Origin of the sequence: Limnohabitans sp. DCL3, assembly GCF_048019295.1 — a bacterium.
Classification (GTDB): Bacteria; Pseudomonadota; Gammaproteobacteria; order Burkholderiales; family Burkholderiaceae_C; genus Limnohabitans_A.
In genome coordinates, this window is record NZ_CP171842.1 from 702,684 (window position 1) to 721,429 (window position 18,746).

Consider the following 18,746-nt stretch of genomic DNA (forward strand, 5'->3'; position numbering starts at 1 on the left):
TGTTGATGTGCAGATCAAGAGTGGCTTGCTGAAGCAACTTGCCAAATTGGCGCGATTACTTATAATCGCGCCAATCATGCCAGACTTCAACGCCCAACTCTTGACTGCCATTCAGGCCCAGCCGGACGGCTTGTCGCTTGCCGAAGCCTCTGCAAAATGGCCCGATGTACCACGCCGCAGCTTGCAAAGAGCTTTGGCAAAGTGGGTGACAGAAGGCAAAATCGCGCCAGTTGGGAAGGCCCGAGCTACCCGATATGTGGCCAATTCTGAAATCGCGCCAAAAGTGGTGGCTTACGCTTTGCCCACGTCAATGGGTTTGTCAGAGTCATCCACTTGGCGGGCCGAAGAAGAACTCCCCACGGGTCAGTGGCCGCTCTCGCCCGACAGCAAAGACATCCGCGCCTATCTGGCCCAGCCTTGGACCACGCGCAAACCCGTGGGTTACCAGTCTGACTTTTTGCAGGCCTATCAGCCCAACGTCACGTTTTATCTGCCCCAGCCTGTGCGGGCGCAGTTGCACCGCATGGGCCGCACCGGGCCTGGGCCGCAACCGGCGGGCACCCATGGCCGCGCCGTGCTCGACCGTTTGCTGATCGATCTGTCCTGGGCATCCAGCCACCTGGAGGGCAACACCTATTCGCGCCTGGACACCCGCGCCCTGATCGCCCACGGCCAGCAGGCGCAAGGCCATGGTGTGACCGAAACGCAGATGATCCTGAACCACAAAGCCGCCATCGAGCTGCTCATGGACAACGTGGCCGCGCCGCAGTTCAGCCGCTATGTGCTGATGAACTTGCACAGCGCCTTGTCAGAGAACCTGCTCGAAAGCCCCGAGGACGAAGGCCGCTTACGGCTGCATCCAGTGCAAATCGGGCAAAGCAATTACCAGCCGCCGTCGGGCCAGTCGCTCATTGGCAGTTTGCTCGACGAAGCGCTGGCCAAATTCAACGCCATCCAAGACCCGTTTGAGCAGTCGTTTTTTGCCATGGTGCACTTGCCGTACTTGCAGCCCTTTGCCGACTGCAACAAGCGCACGTCGCGCCTGCTGGCCAACTGGCCGTTGCTGCGCGCTAATCTGTGCCCGCTGACGTTTTTGGGTGTGTCGCAGGACTGGTACACCGCGTCGGTGCTGGGCGTGTACGAGATGAGGCGCGTGGAGCTGCTGCGCGACCTGTTCATGTGGGCCTATGAGCGCTCGACCAAGGAGTACCTGACGGCCAAGTCCAGCGTGGTCGAGCCCGATGTGCTGCGCCTGACTTACCGCGACGCCATTCGCCACATCGTCAAGGCCGTGGTACAAAACCCCGAGCAAGACGCGCTGGCGCTGGTGGCCGATCAAGTGGCCCTGGCCGCGCCCGGGCCGGACCGTGAAAACGTTCAGGCCTTGGTCATGCAAGAGCTGCGCCGTTTGCACGAAGGCGTGTTGGCCCGCTATGGCCTGCGCCCGTCTGAGCTGGAGCGCTGGCGCAGCATTCAGGGCTGATCAGCCGCGCAGCCCTTCGAGCACATTCACCGTGTTCACACCCAAATCTGCCGCAGCGTAGCCACCTTCGAGTGTCAGCACCGTCGGCAAACCCAATTGCGCGATCGCTTGGCCGACCTGCAGGTAATCCGCACTGCGCAACTTGAAGCCCGAGATCGGATCGCCCTCAAACGTGTCCAGCCCCAGCGGCACCACCAGCGCCTGCGGCGCAAAGTCGCTCACCGCTTGCATGGCGGTTTGCAGCGTGGCCCACCAGACTTCAAACCCGGTGCCACGCGGCAGCGGCAGGTTCAGGTTGAAGCCCTCGCCAGCCCCATAGCCACGTTCGTCGGCATGGCCCAAAAAGAAGGGGTATTCGGTGCGCGGATCGCCGTGGATGGACGCGGTGAACACATCGCTGCGCTCGTAAAAACAAGTCTGTGTGCCGTTGCCGTGGTGGTAGTCCACATCCAGCACGGCCACGCGCTGCAGCCCGCCGTCGCGCAGGGCCTGCGCGGCCACGGCGGCGTTGTTGATGAAGCAATAACCGCCCATGTAATTGGGGCCCGCGTGGTGGCCTGGTGGGCGGGTCAGCGCCATGGCAAAGCGTTCGCCAGCGAGCACCGCTTGCGCGGCCGCCAGCGCACAAGCCGCGCCCTCACGCGCCGCAGCCCAGCTGCCCGCCATCAAAGGTGTGCCCGAATCAAACGCGTACTGCCCCAGCCGCGCCGCAAAGTTGAGCGGCGGCACATCGGTGCGAAAGCCGTGCCGGGCGGCCAGCGGCCAGACCGAGGGCAGGGCGTCGCGCTCGGCATTGGCCGGGTCCAGCGCCACCCAGTCGTGCCAGGCGCTGGCCAAAAAATCCAAATAGTCCGGCGCATGAACACGGGCCATCGCGGCGTCTACACCCAGCGCTGCATCGGGGGTCAGCAACTGACCAACAGGGCGGCGCTGCAGTTCATCCAGCACAAACCGCAAACGGTCCGGCACTTCATGGCAATCGACCAGACGGCCCCGGAACATTTCCTGGCGGCCTGCGTGCTCGGTGTGGCGGGTGTTGTGGAAGATTTTCATGGTGAATGTGTCGCGGTTGACTTGATGAATGTATCGACACAGGTCTTATCGATTGAAGTCAAGTTTTGCCCATGTCCTCACAAAAGCGGTCGTGTTTGGTTGATCCAGAGCTGAACTGTGGGGCGAAGCCACTGTCGCTGGGCATAAGCGATCAGTTTTTCTGGAACCGAATCGCCATTCATGATGAGTCGATTGAGCATGACCGCAAGGTCAACATCCGCAATGCACCATTGACCGCACAGGTTTTCGGAGTCGTCAACAAGCAAGGACTCTGCAGCTGAGAAGAGCTTTTGCGCCGATTCTTGTGCGGCAGAGGAGAGCGTTGGCATCTTTGAACCGTAAAAAACCACCTCTGTAGACCTTTCTTGTCTGATGGGCATCAGATCGCTGCGAAGCCAAGCCTGAACTTGGCGTGCTTTGGCTTTGCCGCGTGGGTCAACGGGATACAGCGGTGGCCCTGGAAACAATGTGTCGATGTACTCGGTGATGGCTGACGACTCCGAAAGAGAGAAGTCACCGTGAACCAAGGTGGGCACTCGGCGCGTGATGGACATGCTGGTGAAGTCGTCAGCGTGATTCTCTTTTGCGGCGAGGTCTACGGTCGAGACTTCAAATGACAAGCCTTTTTCATGAAGCGCGACGAATGCAGACATTGCGTACGGACTTGCGAATTGCGCATCAACATATAGGCGTAGGGTGGCGTGTTCCATAAGGCTCCTGCTGCGGTGGGTGTTGTGGATGATTTTTACGGGCTGATGTTTGGCGTGTTATACAAATCGGGTTTGTGCAGCTCCATGAAACGGGGTGGTGCGGCCAGTGGTGTAAACCCAAATTTGGCATAGAGACCATGTGCATCGCGTGTGGCGAGCAGCATACGCCTGAGTCCTTGAACATCAGGATGATCAAACAGGGCATTGAGCATCCGGTAAGACAGGCCTTGTCCGCGATACCCAGGAAGAACATACACATCAGCCAGGTACGCAAAAGTTGCACGATCTGTCACAAGGCGAGCAAAGCCTACTTGTTTTTGGTCGGCCAGTGCCCCGATGCACAAGGAGCCTTCAATGGCCTTGCGCACAACCTCGTGAGGAATGCCAACGCACCAGTAAGCCTCGGTGAGAAACGCGTGAATGGCATCCACGTCAAAACGTGATTGATCAAATGTGATGGTGAATTCGTTCATGTCAGTCCTCCACTTTTTGTGATTTATCGTTCGCTACAAAAACCCTAAGGGAAAGTCGATACACCCAAATTTTCAAAACCCTTTTAACGCCGTTGGCTGCGCTGAGAAGGACGGAAGAACCTTGTCTTTGAACAACCTCCCCAGGTCAAGCCATTTGTCGCTTGTACCCTTCAGGCAGCCGTCGATGCAAACGCGGTACGAAGCCAAAGGACCCCCTGAAACGAAAAAACCGGCTTTTGCCGGCTTTTCCCTCCGTGCCCCAGATGGTCATGCCACGCTAAGAGCTCGGATTAGTTGTTCAAGAAATTATGGTGCAATTTTTGATGATTTTTCCTCAAAAGAAATCATCTTGAAATTTTTTTGCATTATTTTTGGCTACGATGCCCAAGGATAGGACGGTGGCATTCGGGATGACAAACAATGAAGTCACCTTGCAATTGAGATGACCAGTTCAGGGGTAGCAATGCGCACATGGCCAGTAAAAGACGCGGAAGTCCGGTTCAGTGAATTATTGGATGCATGCCTGCTTGAAGGGCCCCAAATGGTCACGCGGCATGGCATTGGGGTCGCTGTTTTGGTGCCGCTGCAACAGTGGCGACGGTTGCAATCGGCAGCACGCCCTTCGTTGAAAGAACTACTGCTCTCAGACCAAGCGCGTACCGACATGGTCGTCCCGCCACTTGGACAAGCCAAGCGACGACCTGTAGAGCCGATGTTGTGACACTGCGGTTTCTGCTGGACACGAACGTGGTGTCTGAGTTGCGCAAGCCGCGCCCGCATGCGGGCGTTGGGGCTTGGCTAAGCCTTCAGCCAAATTCCCGAAACCCATTGAGCGGCGGCAACGGCGCAAAGTTGGCTTCGCGTTTTTGTTGCATGGCGCTGATGGCCTCGCGCACATTGGCGTTGCTCCAGATCGCGCCTTGCAGCCAGCCCATGTGGCTCAGGCTGTCTTCGGTGCTCAGGCTGCGGCCTGCTTTCGGGTGGATCTGTTTGACCGGCCAGTGATGCGAGCCGTTTCATCCGCCAGCACTAGCAGGCCGCGGAGCGCCTCATTCACAGCCTCCGATGTGGGAAATGCTTTCGCAAGTTTGGGTTCGATCAGGGCGACCGATGTGCCTTTGGTGGCAGCTTTGAAGAATTTGCCTCGTTCCAGCTTGGAAAAGTCAGAACGCTTGTACTCAGCCCGCATTTCAGGTTCAACTTTCTTCATAAATTTTCCTTTCAGAACGGGTGACCCGTCGAGCACTGATGATTCGAATGGAACTTGAGCGGTAGGTGTGCGAGACAGCGAGCAAGCGACCCAAACCCGATGTGCCAAAAGTGATGTACCGTGACTCGCCTACCGAATGATCTGGATCGTTACCTGATACTGCCAGTTCATCAAGGAACACCGATGCAGCCTCATCGAAGCTGACGTTGTGCTTTTTGACATTGCTTTCAGCTTTGGCCTGGTCCCACTCAAATTTCATGGTCATAAGCTTCCCAGTTTTATCCCATGACGTACTGTAACCCGCACAGGCAATTTTTCGTCGGCGGCCTTCATTTTCAAACCGTGACAATTTGTCACGGTTTCATGATCCGCATCCTTCGTCCACTGTTTGAGCTTTCGGCGATAAGCCTGGGCATACCTGCTTTTCGTCAGCCTTACCGCCACATCTCCTAATCGGTCTAACCAAACTCCCGAAACCCCTTGAGCGGCGGCAACGGCGCAAAGTTGGCTTCGCGTTTTTGTTGCATGGCGCTGATGGCCTCGCGCACGTTGGCGTTGCTCCAGATCGCGCCTTGCAGCCAGCCCATGTGGCGCAGGCTGTCTTCGGTGCTGTGGTCGCGGGCGTAGTGCAGCACTTGCTTGGTGCCCCAAATGGCCACGGGCGGTTTGCTGGCGATTTCTTTGGCCGCTTGCAGGGCAGCGGCCACGGTGGCTTCGTGGGTGGGCAGCACTTCGTTCACCAGGCCGTGGGCCAGCGCTTTGTCGGCACTCAGGCGGCGGCCTGTGTAGGCCAGTTCTTTGACCAGCGCCATGGGCAGCAGCTTGGGCAGGCGTTGCAAGGTGCCCACGTCGGCCACCATGCCGATGTTGATTTCTTGGATGCAGAAAAACGCATCGGCCGAGGCATAGCGCATGCAGCAGGCGGTGACCATGTCCACTGCGCCGCCAATGCAGCCGCCGTGGATGGCCGCAATGACCGGGATGCGCAGTTCTTCAAGCAGGGTGAAGGTGTGCTGCATGTCGGTCAGCAGGTCGTATACGGCCGAGCGGCCTTCGGCGCTGGTGTCGTCCATTTGAATAGCGCTGCCAAAGGTTTGCAGGTCCATGCCCGCGCTGAAGTGTTTGCCCGTGCTCGAGATCACCAGCGCCCGGGCGGTACCCGCTTTGTGGATATCGGTCAGCACCTCGTGCAGCTCGCGCCAAAAGGTGGGGTGCATGGTGTTCATCGCCTCGGGGCGGTTCATCACCAGGTGAGCGATGTGATTTTCAGTCGAGAGGGAAAAGCAGCTGAGTTTGTCCATGGTCATTCACTTGAGAAGGGTCTTGATCGGGTGGTTCACTGTAAGCGGCGATGGGGGGCTGGGCTGTCCCGGCTTTGACCAGCGAGCCCACCCGCACGCCCAGCAGCCGAATGCGACGCGACAAGTCCACGCGCTTGAGGCACTGGCCCGCCAATTGGCGGATGCGCTTGGCGTCAGCCGTGTAGCCGTCAATGCTTTGGTCGCGGGTCACGGCCTGGAAGTTGTCATAGCGCAGCTTGATGCCGATGGTTTTGCCTTCGTAGCCTTTGCGCTGCAGATCGGCGGCCACTTGTTCACACAGCCGGGTGAAGACGTCGCCGAGTTCTTCGCGGTCGCGCACGGCGTGCAGGTCGCGCTCAAAGGTGGTTTCGCGGCTCATGCTGACGGGTTCGCTCTCGGTCTCCACCGGGCGGTCGTCGCGGCCCCACGCGGCCTCATGCAGCCAAGCGCCGTAGCTTTTGCCAAAGTTGTCCACCAGCCAGTGCTGTTCGCGCGCGGCCAGGTCGCCGATGGTGTGGATGCCAAAGCCCTTGAGTTTTTCATCGGCCTTGGGACCCACGCCATTGATCTTGCGGCAGGCCAGCGGCCAGATGTGGGTTTGCAGGTCGGCCTCGTGCACGATCGAGATGCCCTTGGGTTTGTTGAACTCGCTGGCCATTTTGGCGATCAGCTTGTTGGGCGCCACGCCCACCGAGCAGGTCAGGCCCGTGGCGTCAAAAATGCTTTTTTGGATCAAGCGGGCCAGCACGCGCCCGCCTTCGCGTTGGCCGCCGGGCACGTGGGTGAAGTCGATGTAGACCTCGTCCACGCCCCGGTCCTGCATGACGGGGGCGATGTCGGTGATGATGCTTTTGAAGGTGCGCGAGAAGTGGCGGTAACGCTCAAAGTCCACAGGCAGCAGGATGGCCTGCGGGCAGAGCTTGGCGGCTTTCATCAGCCCCATGGCCGAGCCGATGCCAAACTGCCGCGCCGCATAGGTGGCGGTGGTGATTACGCCGCGCCCGGTGTAGCCCTCAATCCGTGGGAAAAAGTCCACCGGGATGCGGTCCAACCGCTCGGCAAAGCTGTCTTCGGTCCACTCGTGGTCGGGGTAGGCCGCTTGCAGCTTGCCCAGCAGGTCGTCTTCTTTGCGGCGGCCGCCGCCAATGACCACGGGCAAACCTTTGAGCTGCGGGTAGCGCAGCAACTCACATGACGCGTAAAACGCGTCCATGTCGAGGTGGGCGATGCGCCGGGGCAGGGCTGTGGTGGGGGCGGTCTCGGTCACCCTAGAAGCATAGCGCCACGCGAAGGCCACTCGCGCACGGCGAGAAGCCCAGGCGCTGCATTCATGCGGTGGGGAAGGTGCCGGGCAACAAGATGTTGGTGCCCACGTTCTGGATGTTGGTGTGGCCGCAAAAGGCCATGGTCACGTCCAGCTCTTTGTGGATGATTTGCAGCGCTTTGGTCACGCCTGCTTCGCCCATGGCACCCAGGCCATAGACCATGGCGCGGCCGATCATGACGCCTTTGGCACCCAAGGCCCAGGCTTTGAGAACGTCTTGGCCCGAGCGGATGCCGCCGTCCATCCAGACTTCGATTTGGTCGCCCACAGCGGCCACGATGGCGGGCAGGGCTTCGATGCTGCTGGGTGCGCCGTCGAGCTGGCGGCCGCCGTGGTTGCTCACCACAATCGCGTCAGCGCCGCTGGCCACGGCCAGCTTGGCGTCTTCCACGTCCATGATGCCTTTCAAGATCAGCTTGCCGCCCCATTGCTTCTTCACCCAGGCGATGTCTTCCCAGTTGAGGGTCGGGTCAAACTGCTCGTTGGTCCACGAGGCCAGCGACTTCATGTTGGTCACGGCTTTGACGTGGCCCACCAGGTTGCCAAAAGTGTGGCGTTTGGTACCGGCCATCCCGAGGCACCAGCGCGGTTTGGTCATCAGGTTGATGATGTTGGCAATCGTCGGCCGCGGGGGGGCGGTCAGGCCGTTTTTGAGGTCTTTGTGGCGCTGGCCAATCACCTGCAAATCAAGTGTGAGCACCATGGCGCTGACGTTGGCGGCCTTGCAGCGGTCGATCATGCGGGCCATGGCCTCGCGGTCGCGCATCATGTACAGCTGAAACCAAAACGGGGCTTGGGTGTGGGCGGCGATGTCTTCAATCGAGCAGATGCTCATGGTGGACAGCGTGAAGGGGATGCCGAACTTCTTGGCGGCCATGGCGGCGTGCATTTCGCCGTCGGCATGCTGCATGCCGGTCAGGCCCACGGGGGCAATGCACACGGGCATTTTGGTGTCGATGCCGACCATTTGGGTGGCAGTCGTGCGGTTTTCCATGTTCACCGCGACGCGCTGGCGCAGCTTGATCTTGTGGAAGTCCGTTTCGTTGGCGCGGTAGGTGCCCTCGGTCCAGGAGCCGCTGTCGGCGTAGTCATAAAACATGCGCGGCACGCGCTTTTCGGCCAAAACGCGCAGGTCTTCGATGTTGGTGATCACGGGCATGGGCTGTCTCCTGCAGGGTGTGAGGCGATTTTTTGAAAGTCGCCCATCGTAGCCGCAGCCTGTGCCGGGTGTTGTGAAACGTGGGACAGCCCGATTGAAATTTTTGACGGGCATGGTCCACGCGTGCCTCCTGGCCTGAGTGCAGGCTGGGGGCACTGTGTTCAACCGTGGGGCGTGGCCTTGACGAATGCGCCGCCTTGGTACACCGCTGCCGGGTCGTGCTTGTCGATGGTTTGCTGTCGGGCTTCAACCGCAGGCCGAAAAACGTCAGAGGAGTCCAGTGGGCGGTAGCCGATGTGCTTGGCGTGGGTGTTGTCCCACCAGGTGGTTTGGTTGTCGGACATGCCGTAGATGATGCTGTGGCCGACGATGGGGGCGGTGAGGGCCGCCACCACCAAGCGCTCTAAGTCGTCGTAGCTGAGGTAAGTGGCCAGCATGCGGCGGTCTCGCGGCTCTGTGAACGAGGAGCCAATGCGCAGGCTCACCGTTTCGATGCCCCAGCGGTCCCAGTAGAGCTGGGCCAGGTCCTCGCCAAAGGCTTTGGACAGGCCATAAAAGCCATCGGGCTTGGGCGGCATGCGGGTGTTGACGACTTCATCTTGGCGGTAAAAACCGGTCACATGGTTGGAGCTGGCAAACACGATGCGCTGGACGCCCTTCAGGCGCGCAGCTTCGTACAGGTTGACCATGCCCACAATGTTGCCCGCCAAAATAGGCTCCCAGGCCTGTTCGGTGGACACGCCGCCCATGTGCACCACGGCGTTCACGCCGTCGAGCAAGTCCAGCATCTGGTCTTTGTCTTCGAGACTGGCCAATTGGATTTCTTCGCCGGGCGTTGCTGCATCGAGCTCGCGCCGATGGCTCACGCGCAGCACATCGCAATAGGCTTTGAGGCGAGGGCGCAATTCTTTGCCCAGATTGCCGCCAGCGCCTGTGAGCAGCAAGCGGGGGAATCGGATGGTGGAAGCAGGGGTGTTGAGCATGTGGGTTGTCCTGTTCAGGCTTTGAAACGGCCCGCCAAAGCGGTGGCGCTGTCGCGCAGCACGTTTTGATCCGCACCCACGGCCACAAACAGGCAGCCTTGGTCGACATAGTGTTTGGCCAGGGCTTCGTCGCCCGTCAAGATGCCCGCCGCTTTGCCGCAGGCGCGGATGCGTGCGATGGATTCGTCAATGACCTTGAGCACCTCGGGGTGCTTGGGGTTGCCCAAGTGGCCCAAGGCTGCCGACAAGTCGCCAGGGCCGATGAACACACCGTCCACGCCGTCCACGTTGGCAATGGCTTCGATGTTTTTGAGGCCCTCTACGGTTTCCACCTGCAACAGAACGCAAATTTCTTCGCTGCTGTGTTGGGCGTAACCCTTCACCCGGCCATAGTGGCTGGCGCGGGGCGCCCCCGCATAACCGCGAACGCCATGGGGTGGGTAACGGGTGTAGGACACCGCTTGTTGGGCTTCTTCTTCGTTCTGGATGTAGGGCACCAGCAGGGTCTGCACGCCCACATCGAGCAGGCGCTTGAAGGTCACCATGTCGTTCCACGGTGGGCGCACGATGGGCGTGGTGGGGCTGCCTGTCATGGCCTGCAATTGCGCCACGATTTCCGTGAGGTCGTTCGGTGAGTGCTCCATGTCCAGCAGCAGCCAGTCAAAACCGCAGTGCGCCAGGATCTCGGTGCTGATGTTGCTGCACAGGTGCGACCACAGGCCGATCTGCTTTTGGCCGGACTGGATGGCGTGTTTGAAATGGTTGATGGGCATGTCCATGGTGTTGTTCTCTTGGGTGGAATGAGGGAAAGTTCAGTTGCCAGCAACCTGGAAATTGGCCGCGATCTCCAGTGCACGCACCATGCCGGAGTGGTCCCAGCCTGCGCCGCCGTGCGCCACGCAGGTGTTCATCAGTTGCTGCGCGTTGGCCGTGTTGGGCAGGCTCAGGCCCATGGCCTTGGCGCCTTCCAGCGCCAGGTTCAGGTCTTTCTGGTGGAGCTCGATGCGAAAGCCCGGATTGAAGGTGCGCTTGATCATGCGCTCGCCATGCAGTTCCAGGATGCGGCTGGTGGCCAGGCCGCCCATCAGGGCTTGGCGCACTTTGGCCGGGTCGGCACCGGCTTTGGCCGCGAAGAGCAGGGCTTCGCCCACGGCCTCGATGTTGAGCGCCACGATGATTTGGTTGGCCACTTTGCAGGTCTGGCCACTGCCGTTGTCACCGATCAGGGTGATGTTCTTGCCCATCAAAGCGAACAGGGGTTGCACTTGGTTGAAAGTCGCCTCGCTGCCGCCGACCATGATGGTCAGGCTGGCCGCTTTGGCGCCGACTTCGCCGCCGGAGACGGGGGCGTCCAGATAATCGCAACCGAGTGCCTTGATCTTGGCTGCAAATGCTTTGGTGGCGATGGGCGAGATGGAGCTCATGTCCACCACCGTTTTGCCTGCGCTGAGGCCTTTGGCCACACCTTGCTCGCCAAACAGCACGTCTTGCACATGCGGGGTGTCGGGCACCATGGTGAAAATGATGTCGGCGTTTTGCGCGACTTCGGCTGGGCTGGCGCAGGCTTTGGCGCCTTGTTCGAGCACAGCAGCAGGCACGCCGCTGCGCGAAAAAGCAAAAACGTCGTGGCCGCCCGCGAGCAGGTGCCCGGCCATGGGCACGCCCATGATGCCCAAGCCAATGAATCCGAGTTTCATGGTGTTTCCTTTGAGGTGAATGGCCCGGGTGCTCAGCGCACCATGCAAGGCATTTTGTTGTTGAATTTCCAGCCGGGGATCAGGTATTGCATGGCGATGGCGTCATCGCGAGCGCCCAGGCCGTGTTGTTGGTAGAGCTGGTTCGCTTGCATCACCGCGTCCATGTCCACCTCGATGCCCAAGCCGGGTTTGGCAGGTACATCGACATAGCCATCCTGGATTTGCAGCGGGTCTCGGGTGAGGAACTGGCCGTCTTGCCAAATCCAGTGCGTGTCGATGGCCGTGACTTTGCCCGGCGCGGCAGCGGCGCATTGGGTGAACATGGCCAGCGAAATGTCGAAGTGGTTGTTGGAGTGCGAACCCCAAGTCAGGTTGTACATCTGGCACAGCTGCGCCACGCGCACCGAGCCTTGCAGCGTCCAGAAATGCGGGTCGGCCAGCGGGATGTCCACCGACTGCAGCTGGATGCTGTGGGCCATCTCGCGCCAGTCGGTGGCCACCATGTTGGTGGCCGTGAGCAAGCCTGTGGCACGGCGGAACTCGGCCATGACTTCGCGGCCTGAAAACACGCCTTCTGCGCCGCAAGGGTCTTCGGCATAGGCCATGGTGTTGCGGTGGTCGCGCAAGAGGCGAACGGCGTCTTTGAGCAACCAGCCGCCATTGGGGTCGAGCGTGATGCGCGCTTTGGGAAAACGCTCGTGCAGCGCCACCACGGCTTCGACTTCTTCTTCGCCGCGCAGCACGCCGCCCTTGAGTTTGAAGTCCTGAAAACCATAGCGGGCTTGCGCGGCTTCGGCCAATCGCACCACGGCCTCGGCTGTCATGGCTTTTTCGTGGCGCAGGCGCAACCAGTCGTCGGCCTGATCGGGTTCGCTCCTGTACGCCAGATCGGTCTGCTGGCGGTCCCCTACATAAAACAGATAGCCCAGCATTTGCACGCGGCTGCGTTGCTGCCCATCGCCCAAGAGGGCGCAGACGGGCACGTTCAGGTGCTGGCCCAGTAAATCCAACAATGCCGACTCGACGGCGGTGACGGCGTGGATGGTGGTGCGCAGGTCAAAGGTTTGGTTGCCCCGGCCACCGCTGTCGCGGTCGGCAAACTGCTGGCGCATGGCGTTGAGCACTTGGTTGTAATGGCCAATGGCTTGCCCTTCGACCAGGGGGCGGGCGTCTTCCAGCGTTTGGCGGATTTTTTCGCCACCGGGCACTTCGCCCAGGCCCGTGTGGCCTGAGGAGTCGGTCAGGATGACGATGTTGCGGGTGAAAAACGGACCATGCGCGCCACTCAAGTTGAGCAGCATGCCGTCGTGGCCGGCCACAGGGATCACCTGCATGCGGGTCACGGTGGGAGTGGAGGAGGGCTTGGACATGAAAATAGACTTAATTGAAAAGACATCGTACAACTTGTGTGTCTTTTGACGATGCGTGTTTACCCTGAATGGCGATGTCAGTGTTGGCCCGAAGCGCCCTTTTTGTGCCGGTCTCGGCTGTTGGATAAATGGGTGCGCATGGCGGCGCGTGCCGATTCGGCATCTTGCGAGGTGATGGCGTTGAGGATGTTTTCGTGTTCTTCGTGAACGCGTCGCAGATAGGCCAGTCTGATGCGGTTGATCTGGGGCGTGGTTTCCAAGCGAGCTCGGGGGATGGACTGCGCGCCCAGTGAGTTCATCATGTCGGCGAAGTGGCTGTTTTGGGTGGCGCGGGCAATTTCATGGTGAAACTGGAAGTCGGCAGCAATGGCATCTCGGCCTTCTTCGATGGCGCTGGAAAAGGCCAGCATGGCCTCTTGCATGATGCGCAAATTCCCCTCTGTACGCCTCACAGCCGCCAATGCTGCAGCTTCGGTCTCAATGCTGATGCGCAACTCCAGCAAGGCAATCACGTCGTGCAAAGTGCTTAACTGGTTGGGGTTGACCCGAAAAGAGGGGGTGTCTGTCTGCGTCAGCACGAAGGTGCCGATACCGTGCCGTGTCTCCACCAGACCGCCTGCTTGCAGTTTGGATATGGCTTCTCTGACAACGGTTCGGCTCACGCCGAAGCGCGCCATGATGGCCGCTTCCGTGGGGAGTTTTTGGCCGCTGATGAGGGTGCCGTTTTGCATTTCGGTGCTGAGTTGATCCACCAATTCGAAGGTCAAGCTGCGCGATTTGCGTTTTTCTGGGATGTTGGGTTGGCTGTTCATCGGGTAAATACTCATTCCTGTTTGTGAGCGAGCCTGCATAATTAACTTGTACGACAACCGATCACTGCTTGCTCACGCAGGTCAATGTATCAGAACACCACAGTGGATGGCCACCTTTTCATGAATTCTTACCAGACGATTGCTGATGTGCCCGACCGAGTGGGGGAATCTCCCATTTGGGATGTTCGTGCCCAGCGTGTGTGGTGGGTGGACATCGAAGGCGCTTTCGTTCGCTGCACCGTCATGGGCCAGGCCGAGGCTGTGCAGTCCTGGCGGATGCCCGAGCGCGTGGGGTGCATTGCACTCACACCGGTTCAGGGTCAATTGATTGCCGCCATGGAAAGCGGTATCGCTCGTGTGACCTTGCACGCAGACGGTCAGGTGGACTTGGTTTGGTTGGCGCAGGTTCAACACCCTGTACCGGGCATGCGCTTCAACGATGGGCGTTGTGATGCCAGTGGCCGCCTTTGGGTGGGCACCATGGTGATGGACATGTCGTTGGCTTCTGACCAGGGCGGTCTGTATTGCCTGGACGAGCGGGGCCTGTCGGGCCCGCACGTCAGGGGCTTGCTCACGCCCAACGGCTTGGGGTTCAGCCCCGATGGCCGCACCTTGTATTTGTCGGATTCGCACCCCAAGGTGCAAAAAATCTGGGCTTTTGATCTGGATGCTGCCACGGGCCATTTGAGCCAGCAACGCTTGTTCGTCGACATGAACGACTGGCCCGGTCGTCCCGATGGCGCGGCCGTCGATGCGCAAGGGCATTATTGGATCTGTGGCAACGACGCCGGGCAGATCCACGCTTTCAATGCGCAGGGTCAGTGGCAGCAATCGCTCACGGTGCCCATGCCCAAGCCGTCCATGTGCGCCTTCGGTGGCGCCGATCTGGACCAGATGTTGGTGACCTCCATCATTCCCGCACAAACCACACACGCCAACCGTGGCCTCAGTGGCGCTGTGATCACCTTGCAGCCTGGCGTGCGTGGACTGCCGGAGCCTGTTTTTTCTCGTTTTCCCGCCAGTGTGTAACGTGTTTTTTCAATCCACTTAAACCAGGAGACACCCCCATGAAACTGAATAAATCCCTGATGGCCATTGCTGCTGCTTTGGCTTTTTCTGCCCAAGCGACAGAATTCCGATCGGCCGATATCCATAACGCCGACGACTACCCCACCGTGGTCGCGGTCAAGCACATGAGCAGCGTCCTCGAAAAATTGTCGGGTGGCAAGCACAAGATCAAGGTCTTCAACAAAGGCGCTTTGGGTTCGGAAAAAGAAACCATCGACCAAGTCAAGATCGGTGCGCTCGATCTGGTGCGCGTGAACGTGGCGCCCATGAATGGTGTCTGCCCCATGACCATGGTGCCCACCATGCCCTTCTTGTTCAGCTCGGTCGAGCACATGCGCAAGTCGCTGGACGGCCCTGTTGGCGCAGAAATCTTGAAAAGCTGCGAGTCGGTGGGCTATGTGGGCCTGGCTTTTTATGACAGCGGTGCACGCTCCATTTATGCCAAAAAACCCATCAGAACAGTGGCCGACACCAAGGGCATGAAAATTCGGGTGCAGCAATCTGACCTGTGGGTGGCCTTGGTCAGTGCCATGGGTGCCAACGCCACGCCCATGCCTTATGGCGAGGTGTACACCGGTCTGAAGACTGGCTTGATCGACGCGGCAGAAAACAACATCCCGTCTTTTGACACCGCCAAGCATGTGGAAGCCGTCAAGGTTTACTCCAAGACCGAGCACTCCATGGCCCCTGAGATTTTGGTGATGTCCAAAGTGGTGTGGGACAAGTTGCCAGCCAACGAACAAGCCATGATTCGCCAAGCGGCCAAAGAGTCTGTGGCCGTGCAGCGCAAGGCTTGGGACGAGGCGGAAGGCAAATCGCTGGCCAACGTGAAGGCCGCAGGTGCCGAGATTGTTGAAGTGGACAAGCGTTCCTTCCAAGCCGTCATGGGCCCGGTGTACGACAAGTTCATGACCACGCCTGACATGAAGCGTGCGATCAAAGCGATCCAAGACACCAAGTAATCGCGTCATTGTCATTCCGAATGCCCCCGGTGCGTAGCCGGGGGTTGGAGCTTTTCATGTTCACCAAATTTTGTGCGACTGTCTCCAAGATCTGCTTGGTGCTGGCCGTCGTTGGCCTGATCGCTGTGATCTTGTGTGTGCAGTGGCAAGTCATCGGCCGCTATGTCTTGAATGACACGCCTACCTGGGCCGAAGCGCTGGCCATGCTTATTGTGTTGTTTGTCACCGCCTTCGGCTTGGCCGTGGGTGTGCGTGATGCCGGTCACATTGGTCTGGAGTCTTTGGTGATCTTGTTGCCCGAAAAATGGCAGCACCGCATCGAGGTGCTGATCCATGGTTTGGTGGGCCTGTTTGGCTTCTTGATGGTGCAAGGCGGCTGGCTCTGGGCCAGCGCCAAGTGGGGTGAGAAAAAGCCCATGTTGCCCGTGCCCGACGGCATCGACTATGTGCCGGTCATCATCGCCGGCGCTTTGATTTTGCTTTTCTCCATTGAACACATTGTTGCGCTCATGCAAGGCAAAGTGGTTGAACCTGTTTGGGATTGATGCCATGGAATTGACCATCCTTGCGCTGAGCTTCACGCTCCTTTTGATTCTGGGCGTACCGGTGGCCTTTGCCATCGGTTTGTCGTCTGTGGCCACCATCATGGCTGCCGGTTTGCCGGTCGCCATGGTGTTCCAAAAAATGGTGGGGGGCATGCAGGTGTTCTCCTTTCTGGCCATTCCGTTTTTTGTGTTTGCCGGTGAGTTGATGCTCTATGGCGGCATTGCCGACCGCATCGTGCGTTTCGCCAACAGCCTGGTGGGCCATGTGCGCGGTGGTCTGGGCATGAGCAATGTGATCGGTTGCACCATCTTTGGCGGTGTCGCTGGCTCACCTCTGGCCGATGTGTCGGCCATGGGCTCGGTCATGATTCCGCTCATGAAAAAAGAAGGTTACGACGCCGACTACGCAGTGAACGTGACCACCCACGCGGCTTTGGTGGGCGCCATCATGCCCACCTCGCACAACATGATCATCTTCACGTTGGCGGCTTCAGGTTTGGCTTCGGTCAGTGTGCTGGGCTTGATCTTGGCTGGCCTGGTGCCCGCGATCATATTGACGCTGTGCAATTTGGGCGCGGCTTATTGGGTGGCGGTGCGCCGCGGTTACCCGGTGCACGGCAATTTTCCCGGTTGGCTCGAAGTGATCAAGGCCTTTGGCGCGGCTTTGCCCGGCCTGTTTGTGGTGGTCATCATTTTGGGCGGTATTTTGTCGGGTGCGTTCACCGCGACCGAGTCGGCCTCGATTGCTGTGGCCTGGGCCTTGTTTGTCACGGTGATTGTTTACCGAACCTTGACCTTTCAGAACTTTCTCAAGGCTTGCGCCAAAGCCTGTAAAACCACTGGCGTGGTGCTGCTTTTGATTGGCATTTCCAACGCCTTCGGTTATTTCATGGCCTTGTATGAGGTGCCGCAGATGACCGGTGCGCTGATGCAAAAAATCACCACAGAGCCGTGGATCATCTTCTTGATGATCAACATCTTGTTGTTCATTTTGGGCACCTTCCTCGACATGGCGGCCACCATCTTGATTTGCACGCCGATCTTCATGCCGATTGCCATGCACTTCGGTATGGACCCGATGCAGTTCGGCATCATGCTGCTGATCAATTGCGCGTTAGGTCTGAACACACCACCTGTGGGCTCGGTGCAGTTTGTCGGCTGCGCGATTGGCGGCATATCGGTGGGGCAGGTGATGCGCACCATCGCGCCTTTTTACGGTGCGCTGACTGTGGCCGTGCTCTTGGTGACCTATGTGCCTGCGTTCACTTTGTGGCTGCCGAATTTGCTCAAGTGAGTGATGGTGATGACCTTGGCCATCCGTCATATCCGCATCACACCCATCGCTTTCCGTGATCCGCCCCTGCTCAACGCGGCAGGCATCCACGAGCCCTGGGCTTTGCGCTCGATCATTGAGATCGAAACAGCTTGCGGGCGCGTGGGCATCAACGAGACCTATGGCGACCAGTCCATGCTGGATGTGCTGGCCCAAGCCGCACCCGCTTTGCAGGGCCTCTCGCCTTGGGACCTGAACACCATGGAGACCCGAGTGGCCGCGTTGGTGGCGCCAGGCCAAAAGGCTTCGGAGTTTTTGGGCGAACAAATTTCGTTGGCACCCGGTACCCATGTGTCCAAGAACGTGGCCAAGGTCATCAGCGCTTTTGAGGTGGCCATGCTCGATTTGCAAGGCCAACTGGCTGGCGCCCCTATTGTGGATTTGCTGGGCGGTGCCGCACGCGATGCCGTGCCGTTCAGCGCCTACCTGTTTTTCAAATACGCAGAACACATTGACAAGCCGTACAGCGCAGATGCCTATGGCGAAGGTCTGAGCCCCGAACAAATGGTGGCTCAGGCTCGGCACATGATCGCCCAATATGGCTTCAAGAGCATCAAGCTCAAAGCGGGCACCTTGCCGCCTGAGCAGGAGGTGGCGGCGCTGCTGGCACTGGCCCAAGCTTTTCCGGGGGCACCCCTGCGCATCGACCCCAACGCCAACTGGACCGTCGCCACCAGCCTCAAAGTGGTTGAGCAGCTGCGCGGCGTGCTGGAGTATTGCGAAGACCCTGCGCCCGGGCTGGACGGCATGGCCGCGATTGCCCAGCAATGTGACGTGCCCTTGGCCACCAACATGGTGGTGACGGACTACAAAGAATTTGCTGAGAACGTGCGCCTGGGCTGCCCAGTGCGCATCGTGCTGTCTGATCACCACTATTGGGGTGGGCTGCGCACCACGCAGCAGCTCTCGCGCCTTTGCCAGACCTTTGACATGGGCCTGTCCATGCACTCCAACTCGCACCTGGGGATCAGCCTGACGGCGATGACACATCTGGCCGCTTCGGTGCCGCATTTGGCCTACGCCTGTGACACCCATTACCCCTGGCAAGACGACGAGGTGGTGCAGGGCGGTCGCTTGCAGTTTGAAAACGGCAGCCTGCGTGTGCCGCGCACACCGGGCTTGGGCGTCGCCATCGATCCAGAAGCGTTGGCCCGTTTGCACAACAACTACGTGGATTGCGGCATTCGCAACCGCGATGACCTGGGCCAAATGCGCAAATACGACCCCAGTTTCACGGGCAGACAGCCCCGCTTTTGAGTACTT

At 59.4% G+C, this 18,746-nt stretch carries 21 protein-coding genes; 7 read left to right on the forward strand and 14 right to left on the reverse strand.

Annotation, left to right across the window (positions count from 1 at the left end):
- Positions 1 to 76 precede the first annotated feature (76 nt).
- The gene (locus tag ACHEXK_RS03095; RefSeq protein ID WP_416547912.1) at positions 77 to 1,483 is read left to right on the forward strand and encodes a Fic family protein; all 1,407 of its coding nucleotides are present in this window, start codon (positions 77 to 79) and stop codon (positions 1,481 to 1,483) included.
- On the opposite strand, the gene ACHEXK_RS03100 is transcribed toward ACHEXK_RS03095, so the two are convergent.
- The 3 genes from ACHEXK_RS03100 to ACHEXK_RS03110 form a co-directional block, all read right to left on the reverse strand.
- The gene (locus tag ACHEXK_RS03100; RefSeq protein ID WP_416547913.1) at positions 1,484 to 2,536 is read right to left on the reverse strand and encodes a histone deacetylase family protein; all 1,053 of its coding nucleotides are present in this window, start codon (positions 2,534 to 2,536) and stop codon (positions 1,484 to 1,486) included.
- 77 nt (positions 2,537 to 2,613) lie between these two features.
- On the reverse strand, positions 2,614 to 3,246 hold the full coding sequence (gene yfcF, locus ACHEXK_RS03105) for a glutathione transferase (protein WP_416547914.1): 633 nt from the start codon (positions 3,244 to 3,246) through the stop codon (positions 2,614 to 2,616).
- A gap of 35 nt (positions 3,247 to 3,281) precedes the next feature.
- The gene (locus ACHEXK_RS03110; protein ID WP_416547915.1) at positions 3,282 to 3,719 is read right to left on the reverse strand and encodes a GNAT family N-acetyltransferase; all 438 of its coding nucleotides are present in this window, start codon (positions 3,717 to 3,719) and stop codon (positions 3,282 to 3,284) included.
- A 463-nt stretch (positions 3,720 to 4,182) separates the two neighbouring features.
- Between ACHEXK_RS03110 and ACHEXK_RS03115 the strand changes: the two genes are divergently transcribed.
- Positions 4,183 to 4,440 (forward strand): type II toxin-antitoxin system Phd/YefM family antitoxin, encoded by a 258-nt coding sequence (locus ACHEXK_RS03115; protein WP_416547916.1) that lies wholly within the window; start codon positions 4,183 to 4,185, stop codon positions 4,438 to 4,440.
- Positions 4,441 to 4,525: 85 nt separating this feature from the next.
- Here ACHEXK_RS03115 and ACHEXK_RS03120 read toward each other — a convergent pair whose 3' ends face one another.
- From ACHEXK_RS03120 to ACHEXK_RS03170, 11 genes are all read right to left on the reverse strand, one after another.
- Complete coding sequence (locus ACHEXK_RS03120) at positions 4,526 to 4,654, reverse strand: hypothetical protein (protein ID WP_416547917.1); 129 nt, start codon at positions 4,652 to 4,654, stop codon at positions 4,526 to 4,528.
- A 23-nt stretch (positions 4,655 to 4,677) separates the two neighbouring features.
- Entirely contained in the window at positions 4,678 to 4,929 is a 252-nt protein-coding gene (locus tag ACHEXK_RS03125; RefSeq protein ID WP_416547918.1) for a hypothetical protein, read from the reverse strand.
- Entirely contained in the window at positions 4,916 to 5,188 is a 273-nt protein-coding gene (locus tag ACHEXK_RS03130; protein WP_416547919.1) for a BrnT family toxin, read from the reverse strand. Before ACHEXK_RS03130 ends, ACHEXK_RS03125 begins: the two co-directional genes overlap by 14 nt.
- Positions 5,189 to 5,387: 199 nt before the next feature.
- Positions 5,388 to 6,230 carry an enoyl-CoA hydratase-related protein gene (locus tag ACHEXK_RS03135; protein WP_416547920.1) on the reverse strand — a complete coding sequence of 281 codons (843 nt, stop codon included), beginning with the start codon at positions 6,228 to 6,230 and terminating at the stop codon, positions 5,388 to 5,390.
- A complete protein-coding gene (gene dinB, locus ACHEXK_RS03140) occupies positions 6,196 to 7,443 on the reverse strand; it encodes a DNA polymerase IV (RefSeq protein ID WP_416548843.1) in 1,248 nt (415 codons plus the stop codon). The genes ACHEXK_RS03135 and dinB overlap by 35 nt, the downstream gene beginning before the upstream one ends.
- Positions 7,444 to 7,558: 115 nt before the next feature.
- Positions 7,559 to 8,713, reverse strand: a complete 1,155-nt coding sequence (locus tag ACHEXK_RS03145) for an alpha-hydroxy acid oxidase (protein WP_416547921.1) — start codon at positions 8,711 to 8,713, stop codon at positions 7,559 to 7,561.
- 161 nt (positions 8,714 to 8,874) lie between these two features.
- On the reverse strand, positions 8,875 to 9,696 hold the full coding sequence (locus tag ACHEXK_RS03150) for an NAD-dependent epimerase/dehydratase family protein (protein WP_416547922.1): 822 nt from the start codon (positions 9,694 to 9,696) through the stop codon (positions 8,875 to 8,877).
- 14 nt (positions 9,697 to 9,710) lie between these two features.
- Positions 9,711 to 10,475 carry an HpcH/HpaI aldolase family protein gene (locus ACHEXK_RS03155; RefSeq protein ID WP_416547923.1) on the reverse strand — a complete coding sequence of 255 codons (765 nt, stop codon included), beginning with the start codon at positions 10,473 to 10,475 and terminating at the stop codon, positions 9,711 to 9,713.
- A gap of 33 nt (positions 10,476 to 10,508) precedes the next feature.
- Positions 10,509 to 11,393: a 2-hydroxy-3-oxopropionate reductase gene (locus ACHEXK_RS03160; protein ID WP_416547924.1), complete on the reverse strand. Its 885-nt coding sequence runs from the start codon at positions 11,391 to 11,393 to the stop codon at positions 10,509 to 10,511.
- Positions 11,394 to 11,425: 32 nt separating this feature from the next.
- Positions 11,426 to 12,763: a glucarate dehydratase gene (gene gudD / locus ACHEXK_RS03165; protein ID WP_416547925.1), complete on the reverse strand. Its 1,338-nt coding sequence runs from the start codon at positions 12,761 to 12,763 to the stop codon at positions 11,426 to 11,428.
- 77 nt (positions 12,764 to 12,840) lie between these two features.
- On the reverse strand, positions 12,841 to 13,575 hold the full coding sequence (locus ACHEXK_RS03170) for a FadR/GntR family transcriptional regulator (protein ID WP_416547926.1): 735 nt from the start codon (positions 13,573 to 13,575) through the stop codon (positions 12,841 to 12,843).
- 120 nt (positions 13,576 to 13,695) lie between these two features.
- On the opposite strand from ACHEXK_RS03170, the gene ACHEXK_RS03175 reads away from it, so the two are divergent.
- The 5 genes from ACHEXK_RS03175 to ACHEXK_RS03195 are packed head-to-tail and all read left to right on the forward strand — an operon-like array spanning position 13,696 to position 18,740.
- Positions 13,696 to 14,604: an SMP-30/gluconolactonase/LRE family protein gene (locus tag ACHEXK_RS03175; RefSeq protein WP_416547927.1), complete on the forward strand. Its 909-nt coding sequence runs from the start codon at positions 13,696 to 13,698 to the stop codon at positions 14,602 to 14,604.
- Positions 14,605 to 14,642: 38 nt separating this feature from the next.
- A complete protein-coding gene (locus tag ACHEXK_RS03180) occupies positions 14,643 to 15,605 on the forward strand; it encodes a TRAP transporter substrate-binding protein (RefSeq protein ID WP_416547928.1) in 963 nt (320 codons plus the stop codon).
- Positions 15,606 to 15,661: 56 nt separating this feature from the next.
- Positions 15,662 to 16,150, forward strand: a complete 489-nt coding sequence (locus ACHEXK_RS03185) for a TRAP transporter small permease (protein WP_416547929.1) — start codon at positions 15,662 to 15,664, stop codon at positions 16,148 to 16,150.
- Positions 16,151 to 16,154: 4 nt separating this feature from the next.
- Entirely contained in the window at positions 16,155 to 17,444 is a 1,290-nt protein-coding gene (locus ACHEXK_RS03190; protein ID WP_416547930.1) for a TRAP transporter large permease, read from the forward strand.
- Positions 17,445 to 17,447: 3 nt separating this feature from the next.
- Positions 17,448 to 18,740 (forward strand): enolase C-terminal domain-like protein, encoded by a 1,293-nt coding sequence (locus ACHEXK_RS03195; protein ID WP_416547931.1) that lies wholly within the window; start codon positions 17,448 to 17,450, stop codon positions 18,738 to 18,740.
- Positions 18,741 to 18,746: the final 6 nt, after the last annotated feature.

Bases quoted from the DNA above. Each gene is read 5' to 3' on its own strand.
- ACHEXK_RS03150 (WP_416547922.1), bottom strand. From the start codon at position 9,696: ATGCTCAACACCCCTGCTTCCACCATCCGATTCCCCCGCTTGCTGCTC.
- ACHEXK_RS03100 (WP_416547913.1), bottom strand. From the start codon at position 2,536: ATGAAAATCTTCCACAACACCCGCCACACCGAGCACGCAGGCCGCCAG.
- gudD (WP_416547925.1), bottom strand. From the start codon at position 12,763: ATGTCCAAGCCCTCCTCCACTCCCACCGTGACCCGCATGCAGGTGATC.
- ACHEXK_RS03120 (WP_416547917.1), bottom strand. From the start codon at position 4,654: ATGGGCTGGCTGCAAGGCGCGATCTGGAGCAACGCCAATGTGCGCGAG.
- ACHEXK_RS03180 (WP_416547928.1), top strand. From the start codon at position 14,643: ATGAAACTGAATAAATCCCTGATGGCCATTGCTGCTGCTTTGGCTTTT.
- ACHEXK_RS03195 (WP_416547931.1), top strand. From the start codon at position 17,448: ATGGTGATGACCTTGGCCATCCGTCATATCCGCATCACACCCATCGCT.
- yfcF (WP_416547914.1), bottom strand. From the start codon at position 3,246: ATGGAACACGCCACCCTACGCCTATATGTTGATGCGCAATTCGCAAGT.
- ACHEXK_RS03160 (WP_416547924.1), bottom strand. From the start codon at position 11,393: ATGAAACTCGGATTCATTGGCTTGGGCATCATGGGCGTGCCCATGGCC.
- dinB (WP_416548843.1), bottom strand. From the start codon at position 7,443: ATGGACGCGTTTTACGCGTCATGTGAGTTGCTGCGCTACCCGCAGCTC.
- ACHEXK_RS03185 (WP_416547929.1), top strand. From the start codon at position 15,662: ATGTTCACCAAATTTTGTGCGACTGTCTCCAAGATCTGCTTGGTGCTG.
- ACHEXK_RS03145 (WP_416547921.1), bottom strand. From the start codon at position 8,713: ATGCCCGTGATCACCAACATCGAAGACCTGCGCGTTTTGGCCGAAAAG.
- ACHEXK_RS03190 (WP_416547930.1), top strand. From the start codon at position 16,155: ATGGAATTGACCATCCTTGCGCTGAGCTTCACGCTCCTTTTGATTCTG.
- ACHEXK_RS03155 (WP_416547923.1), bottom strand. From the start codon at position 10,475: ATGGACATGCCCATCAACCATTTCAAACACGCCATCCAGTCCGGCCAA.
- ACHEXK_RS03135 (WP_416547920.1), bottom strand. From the start codon at position 6,230: ATGGACAAACTCAGCTGCTTTTCCCTCTCGACTGAAAATCACATCGCT.
- ACHEXK_RS03125 (WP_416547918.1), bottom strand. From the start codon at position 4,929: ATGAAGAAAGTTGAACCTGAAATGCGGGCTGAGTACAAGCGTTCTGAC.
- ACHEXK_RS03170 (WP_416547926.1), bottom strand. From the start codon at position 13,575: ATGAACAGCCAACCCAACATCCCAGAAAAACGCAAATCGCGCAGCTTG.
- ACHEXK_RS03095 (WP_416547912.1), top strand. From the start codon at position 77: ATGCCAGACTTCAACGCCCAACTCTTGACTGCCATTCAGGCCCAGCCG.
- ACHEXK_RS03115 (WP_416547916.1), top strand. From the start codon at position 4,183: ATGCGCACATGGCCAGTAAAAGACGCGGAAGTCCGGTTCAGTGAATTA.
- ACHEXK_RS03175 (WP_416547927.1), top strand. From the start codon at position 13,696: ATGAATTCTTACCAGACGATTGCTGATGTGCCCGACCGAGTGGGGGAA.
- ACHEXK_RS03110 (WP_416547915.1), bottom strand. From the start codon at position 3,719: ATGAACGAATTCACCATCACATTTGATCAATCACGTTTTGACGTGGAT.
- ACHEXK_RS03130 (WP_416547919.1), bottom strand. From the start codon at position 5,188: ATGAAATTTGAGTGGGACCAGGCCAAAGCTGAAAGCAATGTCAAAAAG.